A 14,042-nucleotide genomic window follows, 5' to 3' on the forward strand; every position below is an offset into this window, starting at 1 on the left:
CACGGCCGGAGCACCGCAGGCCCCACGGCCCGGAGCACCGCAGGCCCACACCCCGGAGCACCGCAGGCCCACGGCCGGAGCACCGCAGGCCCCACGGCCGGAGAGCTGCACGCCCACGCCCCGCAGAGCTGTAGGCCCACGCCCCGGAGGGCCAGACGTCACCAGCCCGGAGGGCTGTGGGCCCTCACCCCGGAGGGCCAGACGTCAACAGCCCGGAAGGAGCACTGACCGTACGTCACGAGGCGGTCACGATCGCCCTGTTGACAGCGCAGGCGCTCTTGCCGCCCCGATCGTCCCCGCGTACACCAGAGCGCACGGGACAGCGCTCGACGTTCGACGAGGAACGAAGAACGGGGCAGTGATGCGCAGTACGAGCAGCACCATCCGGACACACCGGGCCGCCAGGACCGCAGCCGCCGTCGTCGTGGGAGCGCTGGCGCTCTCGCTCACCGCGTGCGGCGGAAGCGACGACAAGAAGAACGGCGGCGACAAGAACAGCGGCGGTACGGCCGGCGCGGCCACCGTCACCCTCCCCAAGCTGAACGGCCGGAGCCTGGAGGTCGCCGCCGTCTGGACCGGAGGCGAACAGGCCAACTTCAAGAAGGTCCTCGCCGAGTTCGAGAAACGGACCGGCGCCAAGGTCACCTTCGTGCCCGCCCAGGACCCGATCATCAACTTCCTCGGCTCGAAGATCGCCGGCGGCCAGCCGCCGGACGTCGCCCTGCTCCCGCAGCCCGGCGCCATCAAACAGGCCGTCCGGAAGAAGTGGGCCAAGCCCCTGGGCGCCGAGGCCAAGGCGCAGATCGCGAAGAACTACTCCCGGGGCTGGCAGGACATCGGCAAGGTCGACGGCACCCAGTACGCGGCCTACTACAAGGCCGCCAACAAGTCCCTCATCTGGTACAACGCACCGGTCTTCCAGAACGCGGGGGCCAAGGAGCCGGCCCGCTGGGCGGACCTGCTGAAGGCGGCCCAGGGCGTCTACGACTCCGGGGTCACCCCGTTCTCCATCGGCGGCGCCGACGGATGGACCCTCACGGACTGGTTCGAGAACGTCTATCTCTCCCAGGCGGGCCCGGACAAGTACGACCAGCTCGCCCAGCACAAGATCAAGTGGACGGACCCGTCCGTAAAGGACGCGCTGACCACGCTGGCGCAGATCTGGGGCAAGAAGGACTACATCGCGGGCGGCCCCGACGGCGCGCTCCAGACCGAGTTCCCCGCCTCCGTCACCCAGACCTTCACCGGAGGCACCCAGCCGAAGGCGGGCATGGTCTTCGAGGGCGACTTCGCGCAGGTCAACATCGGCGAGACCAAGGCCAAGGTGGGCACGGACGCCAAGGTGTTCCCGTTCCCGGCGGTGGGGGCCCAGGCACCCGTGGTCTCCGGCGGTGACGCGGCGGTCGTCCTGAAGGACTCCCCGGCGGCGCAGGCCCTGGTCACCTTCCTGGCCTCACCGGACGCGGCGGCCATCCAGGCCCGGCTCGGCGGCTACCTCTCGCCGAACAAGGGCGTCCCGCTGTCCGCGTACCCGAACGCGGTGCAGCAGAAGATGGCCAAGGCGCTGATCGCGGCAGGCGACGACTTCCGCTTCGACATGTCCGACCAGGCCCCGCAGGCCTTCGGCGGCACGCCCGGCAAGGGCGAGTGGAAGGACCTCCAGGACTTCCTGAAGAACCCGGCGGACGTCGCGGGCACCCAGGCGAAGCTGGAGAAGGACGCGGCGGCGGCGTACGGAAGCGGGAGCTGATCCGGCGGTGACGCCGGCAGCCGCGGAGGGCGTCGCCGAAGTCCCGGCGAGGCCCTCCGCCCCCCGTCCGCGCAAGAGCGTGACCGGCACCCGCAAGGCCGTGGCGGCCCTTTTCCTGCTGCCCGCCCTGGTGCTGCTCGGCGCGCTCGTGGTCTACCCGATCGGGTACTCGGTCGTCCGCAGTTTCTCCAACGCCTCGGGCGACGGCTTCGCCGGATTCGACAACTACAAGGCCCTGTTCACGGACGACGGCATCCGCACCGCCCTGAAGAACAACATCATCTGGGTGGTGTTCGCGCCGACCGTCTCGACCGCGCTGGGCCTCGTCTTCGCGGTGCTCACCGAACGGGTGCGCTGGGGCACGGCGTTCAAGCTGGTCGTCTTCATGCCGATGGCGATCTCGATGCTCGCCGCGGGGATCATCTTCCGGCTGGTGTACGACCAGGACCCGGGCAAGGGCGTCGCGAACGCGGTGTGGGTCGGGGTCCACGACACCTTCGCGCAGTCGTCCGCGTTCCCGAAGGCGCACCCCGGCCGCGAGTCCCCGCTCCAGCCACAGGGCGGCGGCTTCATCACGCGGACCGCCGTCCACACCGGGCAGCCGGTCGCGCTGCCCCTGGTCGGAGTCGCCCCCGACCAGATGCCGAGCGGCGCGAAGAGGGCCGTACCGGCCAAGCCCCGGCCGGGCAGCATCACCGGCACCACCTGGCAGGACTTCACGCGCGGCAAGGGCGTCGGCAGGCTCGGCGCGGTCGACCCCTCGGAGCTGGGCTACGCCGGAATGCGGATCGAGGCGGTCAAGGACGGCACGGTGGTGGCCGCGACGAAGGCCGCCGCCGACGGCACGTTCACGCTGCCCGCCCGGGCCGACGGCGCCCGGCTGCGGCTGCCGGCGGACAACTTCAAGGAGCCGTACAACGGGGTGGACTGGCTGGGGCCGTCGCTGGTCACGCCGGCCATCATCGGCGCATACGTGTGGATGTGGGCCGGCTTCGCGATGGTGCTGATCGCGGCGGGACTCGCGGGCGTGCCCCGGGAGCTGCTGGAGGCGGCGCGGGTGGACGGCGCGGGCGAGTGGCAGGTGTTCCGGCGGGTCACCGTGCCGCTGCTGGCGCCGGTGCTCGCGGTGGTCACGGTCACGCTGATGATCAATGTGCTGAAGATCTTCGACTTGGTCTTCATCATCCCGCCGGGCTCGTCCCAGGACGACGCGGACGTCCTGGCGCTGGAGCTGTACCGCAAGGGCTTCTCGGAGGACCAGCCGGGCATCGCGAGCGCGATCGCGGTGTTCCTGCTGCTGCTCGTGATCCCGGTGATGCTGTTCAACGTACGACGGTTGCGGCGGGAGGTCAGGCGATGACGACCCAGGCCCGGCGTCTGCCCGAGGCGGCGCCCGTCCCCGTCGTCCGGGCGCGACGCTCCCTCGGCGCGCGGCTCACGGAAGGTCTCAGCGGCGGTCTGGTCCGTGTGTTCCTGATCCTCGTCGGCCTGTTCTGGCTGGTGCCGACGATCGGCCTGCTGCTGTCCTCGCTGCGCTCACCGTCGGACATGAGTGCGTCCGGCTGGTGGACGGTCTTCAGCAAGCCCTCGCAACTGACCGTCGAGAGCTACCAGAAGCTGCTGGAGAACGGCGACATCACCAACTCCCTGCTGAACACGGTCCTCATCACCGTGCCGGCGACCGTCCTGGTGGTGGTGATCGGCTCCCTGGCGGGCTACGCCTTCGCCTGGATGGAGTTCCCGGGCCGCGACTGGTGGTTCCTCGGCGTGGTCGGCCTGCTGGTCGTGCCCGTCCAGGTGGCGCTGATCCCGATCGCGGAACTCTTCGGCAGGATCGGCCTGTTCGGGACGGTCTTCGGGGTGATCCTCTTCCACACCGGCTTCGGCCTCCCCTTCGCGGTGTTCCTGCTGCGGAACTTCTTCGCGGAGATCCCCAGGGAGCTGCTGGAGGCGGCCCGCCTCGACGGCGCGGGCGAGTTGCGGCTGTTCGCCCGGGTCGTGCTGCCGCTGGGCGGCCCGGCGATCGCGAGCCTCGGCATCTTCCAGTTCCTGTGGGTGTGGAACGACATGCTGGTCGCCCTGGTGTTCACCAAGTCGGGCACCCAGCCCATCACGGTGGCGCTCCAGACGCAGGTACGCCAGTTCGGCAACAACATCGACGTCCTGGCGCCCGGCGCGTTCATCTCGATGGTGATCCCGCTGGCCGTGTTCTTCGCGTTCCAGCGCCAGTTCGTGTCGGGCGTGATGGCCGGTGCCGTCAAGTAGGCATGTTCGCACGACGGTTCGGGGTGGGCCGGGGCCACGGTCCACCCCACGTCGTTCACCTGGGGTTTCCTTGGGCGTTGCCCCTCATGTCGCAGCCGGGCGTAACCAAACCGCTCCATCGGCCGTTTTCGGGCAGTATGCCCGTGCCGACCCATGGATTCCCCTTGCCCAGGTTCAGTGTCATCGTTCCCGCGTACAAGGTTCAGGCGTACCTGGAGGAGTGCCTCACCTCCGTGCTGGACCAGTCGTACCCGGATCTCGAGGTCATCGCCGTGGACGACTGCTCGCCGGACGCCTGCGGCGCCGTCATCGACGAGTTCGCCGCCCGCGACGCCCGCGTCCGCCCGCTGCATCTGCCGGAGAACGTGGGGCTCGGGCGGGCCCGCAACGCGGGGCTGGAGCAGGCGATCGGCGACTACGTCCTCTTCCTGGACGGCGACGACACACTGATCCCCGACGCCCTCCAGGACATCGCGGACCGGCTGAAGGAGACCTCCGACCCGGACGTCCTCGTCTTCGACTACGCCCGTACCTACTGGACGGGCAGGACGGTCCGCAACCAGCTCTCCGGTGTGCTCTGCGAGCAGGGTCCGGCGCCCTTCCGCCTCGACGACCGGCCCGAACTGCTCTCGCTGCTGATGGTGGTCTGGAACAAGGCGTACCGACGGGAGTTCGTCGAGCGCGAGGGCTTCACCTTCCCGCCGGGCTACTACGAGGACACGCCCTGGACGTTCCCGGTGCTGCTGACCGCGGAGACGATCGCCACCCTCGACCGGGTCTGCGTCCACTACCGCCAGCGCCGCCAGGGCAGCATCCTCCGCTCCACCAGCCGCAAGCACTTCGATGTGTTCGACCAGTACGACCGGGTGTTCGCGTACCTGGACGCGCATCCGGAGCTCGCCCGCTGGCGGCCCGCGCTGTTCGGCCGCATGGTCGACCATCTGGCCACGGTCTTCGTCCGGCGCCGCCGGCTGCCCCGGGGCAGTCATGGCGAGTTCCTGCGGCTGGCCCGCGACCACTGCCGCCGCCACCGCGTCCCGGGCGCCTCGCTGCGACCGCGCCATCTGCTGGTCCGCTTCGGCGCGCACCGCACCTTCCGGCTGCTGTCCCTGGCCTCCCGTCTGGCGCGCGGCGCCAGGCGCCTGGCCGCCGGGGCGGTCCGCACGTCGGCCGACGTCGCGCTGTGGGCGCACTACCGCATCCAGTCGCGCCTTCCGCTGCGCGCCGACCGGGCCGTCTTCACCAGTGACGCGGGAGGCAGGTACGGCTGCAACCCGGCCGCCCTGGAGGCCGCCTTCCGAAGGCTGTTCCCCCGGATCCGCACCGCGTGGGTCGCCGGCCCCGAGCACCATCACACGATCCCGGCGGCCACCCGCCGGCTGCGACCCGGCTCGGCCGCGTACTGGACGGCGCTGGCCCGCTCCCGGTACCTCGTGCACAACGGCGACTTCGACCCGCGCCTGGTCAAGCGCCGCGGCCAGGTCCTGGTCCAGACCCGGCAGGGCACCCCGCTCAAGCGCATGGGCCTGGACCTCCTGGACCGTCCGGCCGCCGCCCGCGACACCGACGTCGTACGGATGCTGCGCTCCGCCGACACGTGGGACTACGTCGTGTCCGGCAACCGCCACTCCACCCTGGTGTGGGAGCGCGTGTTCCCGTCCGGCTTCACGACGCTGGAGTACGGCCTCCCGCGCAACGACGTCTTCGCACGGGCGACCTCGGCGGATGTGACCCGGCTGCGCGAGACGTTCGGCATCCCCGCGGACGCGGTGGCGATCCTGTACGCGCCCACCCCCCGCGAATACCACCGCGGCCCGCGCCCCGGCCTTGACCTCGAACGCTTTCTGAGCAGGCTCGGCCCGCGCTTCGTGCTGCTGACCCGCGCGCACCCCTCGTACGGCGAGCCGCTCACGCGGGCCACCGGCGGCCGCCTGATCGACGTCAGCGACCATCCGAGCGTGGAGTCGGTCTGCCTGGCCTCGGACGCGCTGGTCACCGACTTCTCCTCCCTGATGGTCGACTACGCCAACCTCGACCGGCCGATCGTGGTGTACGCGGACGACTGGGAGGCGTACGAGGCGACCCGCGGCACCTGCTTCGACGTGCGCGCCTTCCCGCCGGGCGCGGTAGCGCGCAGCGAGGACGAGCTGATCGACATCTTCGCGACCGGCCACTGGTGCGGCTCGCGCTCGGCCCGGCTGCGGACCGCGTTCCGCGAGCGCTTCTGCCCCTGCGACGACGGGCGCGCCGCCGAGCGGGTCGCGCGCCGGGTCGTGCTCGGGGAGAACGCCGAGTTGCCCTCGGTCGTCCCCCCGGCGGGCCGGCATCCGGTCCCGTCCGCCGTCGCGGGGCTGTCCGCCGTACCGCCGGCCGCCATTCCGGCGCCCGGGCGTCCCGTCCCGGTCGCCGAACGCCTGTGACCCCCTGAGCAGACGGAGTTCCGCATGCCGCGCAGACCCACCCCCGCAAGGCCGTTCACCTGGCGCCCCGCCGGACGGCCCGGGCGCTGACGTACCCGCACGCCCACGACGCACAGGCTCCGGCACCGCGACCGGGGCCCGAGAGAAAGACCAGAATGCCCCGCTTCAGCATCATCGTCCCCGCCTTCGGTGTCGCCGGCCGTCTGTCCCAGGCGCTGGACTCCGTCCTCGGCCAGTCCTTCGGCGACTTCGAGCTGATCCCGGTCTGCGACGCCCCGGACTCCCCCGCGGGCTCGGTCGCCGCCGCGTACGCCGAGCGGCACAGCGAGGTCGTGCCGCTCACCTCGCCGCCCGCCGGCGGCCTGGGCGTGGCCCGTACGACCGGGATGGCGGCGGCGACCGGGACATATCTGCTGTTCCTCGACGGCGACGACGTCCTCACGCCCGGCGCGCTGGCCGCGATCGACGCGCGTCTCGAGGCGACCGGTGAGGTGGACGTCCTCTTCTTCGACCACGAACGGGTCCACTGGTGGGACACCGAGACGTCCACGGCTGCGCTGGGTCCGGCGCCCGACGGGGCGTTCGCGCCCGGCCTGGCGCCGGAGCTGACCGGGGTGTCCGTGCCCGCCTGGAGTGCCGCGTACCGTCGCGCATTCGTCACCGGGCACCGGCTCACCTTCCCGGCAAGCCACTTCACCGACATCGGCTGGGGCGGTCTGGTCACGCTCACCGCCGAGCGCATGGCGGTGCTGCGCTCGGTCTGCGTACGGCATCTGCTGCGCCGGCAGGGCAGTCGGCTGCACAGCCCCGGCGCCCACCAGCTCGACCTGCTGGACCAGGTCGAGCTGGTTCTCGACCGGGCCGGTGAACTCGGCCTCCCCGAGGACCGGTTGCGGCCGCTGTTCGAGCAGCTCTTCTCAGCCGTGCTGCGGACCGCCACGCATCCGGAGCGACTGCCCGCGCATCTGCGGCGGGCGTTCTTCCGGCGCGCCGGCGCCCTGTACCGCCGTCACCGCCCGGCAGGGTTCCGGCCTCCGGAGGGCAGCGTCGGGGTGCAGCACCGGCTGCTCTCGGCCGGGGCCTACGACGCGTTCCACGCGCTGCGGGCCGTCAGCCAGGGCACGGCGCGGGCGGCACGGCAGGTGCCCCGGCCCCAGGCGGTGCGCACCCGCGCCCGGTACGCGCTGAGTCTGCGCCGCCCGCTCGACCCCGACCTCGCCGTGTACTGCGCGTACTGGGGCCGTGGCTATGCCTGCAACCCCGCCGCGATCCACGCCAAGGCCCGTGAACTGGCCCCGCACATCCGCTCGGTGTTCCTGGTCGAGCCGGGCGCGGTGGGGGGCCTGCCGAAGGACGTGGACCACGCGGTGATCGGCAGCCGCGCCTACTGGGACGTGCTCGCCCGCGCCACGTACCTGATCAACAACGCCAACTTCGCGGACGGCGTCGTCAAGCGCCCCGGCAGTGTGCACCTTCAGACCCAGCACGGCACGCCGCTGAAGAGGATGGGCGTCGACCAGTCGACGTACCCCGTGGTGGCGGCCGCCTCCGGCAGCTTCACCAAGCTGCTGACCCGGGTGGACCGCTGGGACTACAACCTCTCCTCCAACCGGCACTCCACCCGGATGTGGGAGCGGGCGTTCCCGGGCTCGTACGAGACCCTGGAGTACGGCTATCCGCGCAACGACGTCTACTACACGGCGACCGCCGACGACGTGGCCCGGGTCCGCCGCGAGCTGGGCGTCCCCGAGGGAAGGACGGCCCTGCTGTACGCGCCCACGCACCGCGACCACTCGACCGGCTTCGAGGCGCCCCTGGATCTGGAGGCGTTCTGCGAGGCGATCGGCGACGAGTACGTGGTGCTGCTGCGCGCCCACTACTTCTACGACCGGGGCACGGCACAGGGTGCCGGCCGGGTCATCGACGTCACCCGGCACCGCTCCTCCGAGGACGTCTGCCTGGCCGCCGACGCCCTGATCACGGACTACTCGTCGATCATGTTCGACTACGCCAATCTGGACCGGCCGATCGTCGTGTACGCGGACGACTGGGACGTCTACCGGGAAGTCCGGGGCGTCTACTTCGACCTGCTGGAGGCGCCGCCGGGCCGGGTGGCGCGTACGCCCGAGGAGCTGACGGCGCTCTTCCGCGACGGTGCGTACGCGGACGCCTCCGCCGCCGCCCTGCGCGCCGCCTTCCGTGAGCGCTTCTGCCAGTTCGACGACGGGCGCGCCGCCGAACGCGTGGTGCGCCGGGTGCTGCTGGGCGAGCCGCCCGAGTCGATCCCGCCCGTGATCCCGCTCGCCGAGCGCGTCCCGGCCCCGGCCCACTGCCTGGTGAGGAGCTGACCCGAGTGCCCCGCTTCAGCGTCATCGTCCCCGTCTTCAAGGTGCAGGGCTTCCTCGGCGAGTGCCTGGACTCGGTGCTCGGCCAGTCGTACACGGACTTCGAGGTGATCGCGGTCGACGACCACTCGCCCGACGGCTGCGGAGCGATCCTCGACGAATACGCCGAACGCGACCCGCGCGTCCGGGTGCTGCACCTGCCTGAGAACGTCGGCCTGGGCCGGGCCCGCAACGCCGGGATGCCGTACGCCACCGGGGACTATCTGCTCTTCCTCGACAGCGACGACACGCTCACCCCGGGGGCGCTGCGCGCGATCGCCGACCGGCTGGAGGAGACCCGCGCCCCGGACGGCCCCGATGGCCCCGACGTTCTCGTGTTCGACTACGCACGCACCTACTGGTGGGGCGGCACCCGGCGCAACGCACTGGCCCGGGTGCTCGCCGAGGCGGGCGAGGGGACCTTCACGGCCGCGGAACGCCCCGAGATCCTCGAACTGCTGATGGTGGTCTGGAACAAGGTCTACCGCCGGGACTACGTCACCGCGCACGACCTCGCCTTCCCGCCGGGCTACTACGAGGACACGCCGTGGACCTTCCCCGCGCTGCTGAGCGCCCACCGGATCGCGGTCCTCGACCGGATCTGCCTGAACTACCGCCAGCGCCGGCAGGGCAACATCCTGTCCACCACCAGCCGCAAGCACTTCGACATCCACGACCAGTACGAGCGGGTCTTCGCGTACGTCGACGCCCACCCCGAGCTGGCCCGCTGGCGCCCCTGTCTGCACCGCAAGATGGGCGAGCACTGCCTGGACATCCTCGCCAAACCGGACCGGCTGCCCGCGTCCGCCAAGGGCGAGTTCTTCCGCCGTACCGCCGAGCTGTTCCGCGAGTATCGCACCGAGGAGCCGGTGCCGGCGGACCTGCGCGTCCTCCAGGGCGGTTACGCCCGCTACCGGGCCCGGCAGCGGGCCGCCGCGCTCGGTGGAGCGCTCGGGCGGCGGCGGCAGCAGGCGCGCTCGGCGGTGGCCGGGCTTGTCAAGGGGGGCTGGTCCCGGGCACACGCGCTACGGCCCCCGGACCCGGAGCTGGCCCTCTACTCGGCGTTCTCGCACCGGGGCGTCCTCGGTGACCCGGCCGCCATCCATCGCGCGGCCCGCGAGCTCGCCCCGCACATCCGGGGCGTGTGGGTGGTGCGCGCGGACCAGGCGGAGCACCTGCCGCCGGACATCGAGTACGTGCTGCCGGACTCCCTGGGGTACCACCGTCTCACCGCGCGGGCGAAGTACTTCGTCAACAATGTCAACTGGCCCCGCACCCTGGTCAAGCGCCCCGGCAGCGTCCACATCCACACCCATCGGGGCACCCCGCTGAAGTACATGGGCGCCGATCTGCGGGACAAGCCGGGCGCCCGGTACGGGACGGACGTGCCGCAGATGCTGCGCCGCGCCGACCGGTGGGACTACAGCCTGGTCGCCAACCGCCACGCGGAGCTGGTCTGGGACCGCGCCTACCCCAGCCACTTCACCTCGGTGCGCAGCGGCAGCCCCCGCAACGACGTCCTGGTGGGCGCGCGGCCCGGCGACGGGGCCGCCTTCCGGTCCCGGCACGGCATCCCCGAGGACCACACGGTCGTGCTGTACGCGCCGACCCGCCGGGACCATGTCCGGGGTGGGCACTGCGACCGCTTCGATCCGGCCCGGTTCGCCGAGGACCTGGGCGCGGGCCACACCCTGGTCGTCCGTCTGCACCCCTCGCTGGCGGAGGGTCCGGCCCGCGGGATGGGCCTGGCCGAGCTGCACCGGCGCGGCGTGCTCGTCGACGCCACCGACGAGCCGCACGTCGAGGAAGTGATGCTCGCCTCGGATGTGCTGGTCTCGGACTACTCGTCCCTTGTGTTCGACTACGCCAACCTGGACCGGCCGATCGTCGTGCACGCCGACGACTGGGGCGCGTTCACGGCCGCCCGGGGCGCGTACTTCGACATCACGGCGGACGCCCCGGGTCATGTCGCGCGCTCGTACCGGGAGCTGGCCTGGCTGTTCGCCTCGGGATGCTGGCGGGACGCGGAGTCGGCACGGCTGCGGGCCGGATTCCGGGCGCGGTTCTGCGAGTTCGAGGACGGGCAGGCGGCCCGGCGGGTGGTGCGGATGCTGATGCTGGGCGAGGCGGACGTCCAGGTGGCGATCCCGGGGCCGGCGGCGGGCGATCTGGATGCGCTGACCAGGACATGAGAACGTGCCCGGCACCGGGAGAGCTTCTCACCGGCGCCGGGCACGGGACTGTGGTCACCGACGGGCTACCCGACGGTTACTCGACGACCAGCTCGACCGGGATGTTGCCGCGGGTCGCGTTGGAGTAGGGGCAGACCTGGTGGGCCTGCTCGACCAGCTTGCGACCGGTCTCCTGGTCCACGGAGTCCGGCAGCTCGATGCGCAGCGTGACCGCGAGGCCGAAGCCCTCGCCCTGCTTGCCGATGCTCACCTCGCCGGTCACCGCCGCGTCGCTCACGTCGACCTTGGCCTGGCGGCCGACGAGGCCGAGGGCGCTGGCGAAACACGCGGCGTACCCGGCGGCGAACAGCTGCTCGGGGTTGGTGCCCTGGCCGCTGCCGCCCATCTCCACCGGAATGGCCAGGCCGAGGTCGAGCTTGCCGTCGGAGCTGATGGCGCGACCGTCGCGGCCGTGGGTGGCGGTGGCGACGGCGGTGTAGAGCGCGTCCATGGAAAACCATCCCTTTCGAAGTCTTTCGGCGGCCGGTCCGTCTTCCGTCCGGACCGCCTTGCGGACACCATTAGAGCACACAATTTAGTTGTGCACAACTAAATGGTTGGCCGGCGCTACCCTGGAGCCATGACAATCACGCCGACACCCAGCACGGCGGCCCCCGAGGCCTCCGGGGGCGAGGAGTACCTGCGCCTCGACCAACAGATCTGCTTCTCCCTGCACGCCGCGTCCCGCGCCTTCAACGGCGTGTACCGCGTCGTCCTCAAGGAACTGGGCCTCACCTACCCCCAGTACCTGGTGATGCTGGTGCTGTGGGAGCGGGGGGAGCTGCCGGTGAAGAGGCTCGGCGAGCATCTGCGGCTGGACTCCGGGACGCTGTCGCCGCTGCTGAAGCGGCTGGAGGCGGCGGGTCTGGTCCGGCGCGAGCGCAGCACCCAGGACGAGCGGTCCGTGCACGTCCACCTCACGGACGACGGCATGGCACTGAAGGAGCGCGCGCTGCTGGTACCCCGCCGGATCGCCGCGGCGACGGGCTTCGACCTGGCGGAGATCACGGACCTGCGGGCCCGCCTCGACGCGTTGACCCGGACCCTGGACGCGGCGGCGCTGGAGGAGACTCCCGAGTGCTTCTAGGGCGCACGTAAAGTCGAAGGGTGACCCCGCGGTGCACATACTCCGCACGGGTGATGAACTCCTCGCGCATCACCGCGAGTTTGGCGCGGTCGGTGGCGTTCCAGGGCGTCCAGGAGGGCCGCAGCGCATACCCCTCGGCGACCACCCAGACGTACCCCACTCCGCCGAGCCGCCGCCGCAGCTCCCGGGGGCCGACCTCCCGCCCGTACAGCGTCCCGCCGACGGCCGCGGGCACGTCCAGCGCCACATCCCGGATCCCCCGGAACCCCGCCGGATAGGCCAGCGCCGCGCGCCGCTCCAGCGAGGGCAGGAACAGCACCGGGTCCCCGGGCCGCACCGTGCGGCCCACGGCGGCGGAGACGGCGGCCAGGTCGTCGGGCCGGTGGGCAGCCCGCCGGTCGGCCCTGAGCAGGGGTAACTGCACGACCAGCACCCCGCAGACGAGAACCACCCCGACCAGGGCCCCGGCATGCCGCCGCGAGGCCGGGCGGGGGCCGGGCGCGGGGCGCCGCCCCGGAACCGCGCGGGCACGGGGCACGGAGAGTCGCCGCAGGACCGGGCGGGCGCGGAACGCGGAGACCTGTGACCGTTCCCGCAGCGCCACCGCCGTCCCGTACGGGACCGGTCGTGGCGGCGCGGGGCGCAGGGGTCCGCGCGCGATCGCTCCGGAGGTGTGCGGGCAGCCGTTCCGCGGCGCGACCCGCGTCCCGGCGGCGAGCCGGCCAAGGATCCCGGCCGCCCGCTCGGCACCGGCCGCGGCCAGCAGGGGCGCCCCGGCCAGCGAATACAGCACATACCGGTCGTCGTACAGCGGACTGACCTGGGACACCGCCATCAGCACCGCCGGCGGTACCACCATCAACGGCAGCGCCACCACGGCGGGCGAGAGCCCGCGCGAGGTCCCGGGCTTGCGCACCGCCAGCGTCATCAGCACCAGACAGGGCCACAGGACCGCCCGCGACGGTCCCGCGAACTCCCGCAGCAGCCGCTCCGCGCTCCGCCCGTCAGGCGGTGTCAGCCACGCCACCTGTGCCGACTGCCCCCGTGACACCAGCACCAGGGGAAGCAGCACCACGGCCGTGACCCCGGCCGCACGGGCCCACCCGCGCCACACCCGGCCCGGCACCCGCGCGAGTGCCAGCGTGCAGGCGTGCGCGACCAGCGCCAGCACCGCGAACTCGTGCAGCACACAGGTGACGGCGAGGACGAGCCCGTACGGCCACCACCTCCCGTCCCGCACCGCTCGCAGGAGCAGCAGCGTCGCGCCCGCGACCCCGGCCGCGACCAGGGCGTAACTGCGTCCTTCTTGCGCGTAGTGCCCGACCATCGGCGTGACCGCGTACAGCAGCCCCGCCCACAGCCCCACCCGTGGCCGGCACAGCCGGGTGCCCAGCGCGGAGACCAGGCCCGCTGTCGCGGCCGCCCCGCAGACCGAGGGCAGCCGCAGCAGCACCTCACCGGGGTGAAGAGCCAGGACCGCGTGCATCAGCAGGTAGTACAGCCCGTGCACCGCGTCCACGTGGTGCAGCAAACGCCAGATCTGCGCCGGCGAGCGGCGCGCGACCTGGAACGTGGCCGCCTCGTCGCGCCACATGCCGTCGCGGTCCAGTCCCCACAGCCCGAGCGCGACCATGACCGCCACGGGCATGAGGACCGCCACGCGCTCCGTACACCTCACCGCTGACCGACTCATGGAGGCATTCAACATGTGTCGACTTAGTACTATTAACCAACCTTTGCCGCTTATTGACGGCGTATCTGCACTCGCGCGTCATCTTGGCGGCTTACCATCCGGGCTTGATGAGTGCCTTGAAGAGTGCCATGGAACCCCCCGCACCCCCGTCCGCACCGGCGTCGCGCCCACCGTTGTGGAAGAGGGGCCGCACAACACATCGGTTGCTTCTC

Annotated in this window: 9 protein-coding genes; 7 read left to right on the plus strand and 2 right to left on the minus strand. The window is 72.0% G+C overall.

The features are described 5' to 3' along the window. Nucleotides 1–361 precede the first annotated feature (361 nt). The 6 genes from ACIP94_RS06160 to ACIP94_RS06185 all read left to right on the plus strand — a co-directional run bounded on the left by ACIP94_RS06160 (nucleotide 362) and on the right by ACIP94_RS06185 (nucleotide 11,011). Nucleotides 362–1,750, plus strand: coding sequence for an ABC transporter substrate-binding protein (locus tag ACIP94_RS06160; protein ID WP_402420165.1), 1,389 nt, complete (start codon nucleotides 362–364; stop codon nucleotides 1,748–1,750). 79 nt (nucleotides 1,751–1,829) lie between these two features. After that, complete coding sequence (locus tag ACIP94_RS06165) at nucleotides 1,830–3,110, plus strand: carbohydrate ABC transporter permease (RefSeq protein WP_402420411.1); 1,281 nt, start codon at nucleotides 1,830–1,832, stop codon at nucleotides 3,108–3,110. Beyond that, a complete protein-coding gene (locus tag ACIP94_RS06170) occupies nucleotides 3,107–4,015 on the plus strand; it encodes a carbohydrate ABC transporter permease (RefSeq protein WP_402420168.1) in 909 nt (302 codons plus the stop codon). Before ACIP94_RS06165 ends, ACIP94_RS06170 begins: the two co-directional genes overlap by 4 nt. Nucleotides 4,016–4,179: 164 nt before the next feature. Then, complete coding sequence (locus tag ACIP94_RS06175; protein WP_402420170.1) at nucleotides 4,180–6,435, plus strand: CDP-glycerol glycerophosphotransferase family protein; 2,256 nt, start codon at nucleotides 4,180–4,182, stop codon at nucleotides 6,433–6,435. 155 nt (nucleotides 6,436–6,590) lie between these two features. Further along, on the plus strand, nucleotides 6,591–8,783 hold the full coding sequence (locus ACIP94_RS06180) for a CDP-glycerol glycerophosphotransferase family protein (protein WP_402420173.1): 2,193 nt from the start codon (nucleotides 6,591–6,593) through the stop codon (nucleotides 8,781–8,783). Nucleotides 8,784–8,788: 5 nt separating this feature from the next. After that, the gene (locus tag ACIP94_RS06185; protein WP_402420175.1) at nucleotides 8,789–11,011 is read left to right on the plus strand and encodes a CDP-glycerol glycerophosphotransferase family protein; all 2,223 of its coding nucleotides are present in this window, start codon (nucleotides 8,789–8,791) and stop codon (nucleotides 11,009–11,011) included. A 76-nt stretch (nucleotides 11,012–11,087) separates the two neighbouring features. Here ACIP94_RS06185 and ACIP94_RS06190 read toward each other — a convergent pair whose 3' ends face one another. Beyond that, a complete protein-coding gene (locus tag ACIP94_RS06190; protein WP_402420178.1) occupies nucleotides 11,088–11,501 on the minus strand; it encodes an organic hydroperoxide resistance protein in 414 nt (137 codons plus the stop codon). A gap of 129 nt (nucleotides 11,502–11,630) precedes the next feature. On the opposite strand from ACIP94_RS06190, the gene ACIP94_RS06195 reads away from it, so the two are divergent. Further along, entirely contained in the window at nucleotides 11,631–12,137 is a 507-nt protein-coding gene (locus ACIP94_RS06195; protein ID WP_402420181.1) for a MarR family winged helix-turn-helix transcriptional regulator, read from the plus strand. Here the strand turns inward: ACIP94_RS06195 and ACIP94_RS06200 are convergent. Beyond that, nucleotides 12,055–13,830: a hypothetical protein gene (locus ACIP94_RS06200; RefSeq protein WP_402420183.1), complete on the minus strand. Its 1,776-nt coding sequence runs from the start codon at nucleotides 13,828–13,830 to the stop codon at nucleotides 12,055–12,057. The genes ACIP94_RS06195 and ACIP94_RS06200 overlap by 83 nt on opposite strands. Between the last annotated feature and the right edge of the window lie 212 nt (nucleotides 13,831–14,042).

Source organism: Streptomyces sp. NPDC093261 (assembly GCF_044753645.1).
In the GTDB taxonomy this organism is placed as follows: domain Bacteria; phylum Actinomycetota; class Actinomycetes; order Streptomycetales; family Streptomycetaceae; genus Streptomyces.

Bases quoted from the DNA above. Each gene is read 5' to 3' on its own strand.
- ACIP94_RS06160 (WP_402420165.1), top strand. From the start codon at position 362: ATGCGCAGTACGAGCAGCACCATCCGGACACACCGGGCCGCCAGGACC.
- ACIP94_RS06170 (WP_402420168.1), top strand. From the start codon at position 3,107: ATGACGACCCAGGCCCGGCGTCTGCCCGAGGCGGCGCCCGTCCCCGTC.
- ACIP94_RS06180 (WP_402420173.1), top strand. From the start codon at position 6,591: ATGCCCCGCTTCAGCATCATCGTCCCCGCCTTCGGTGTCGCCGGCCGT.
- ACIP94_RS06190 (WP_402420178.1), bottom strand. From the start codon at position 11,501: ATGGACGCGCTCTACACCGCCGTCGCCACCGCCACCCACGGCCGCGAC.
- ACIP94_RS06195 (WP_402420181.1), top strand. From the start codon at position 11,631: ATGACAATCACGCCGACACCCAGCACGGCGGCCCCCGAGGCCTCCGGG.
- ACIP94_RS06200 (WP_402420183.1), bottom strand. From the start codon at position 13,830: ATGAGTCGGTCAGCGGTGAGGTGTACGGAGCGCGTGGCGGTCCTCATG.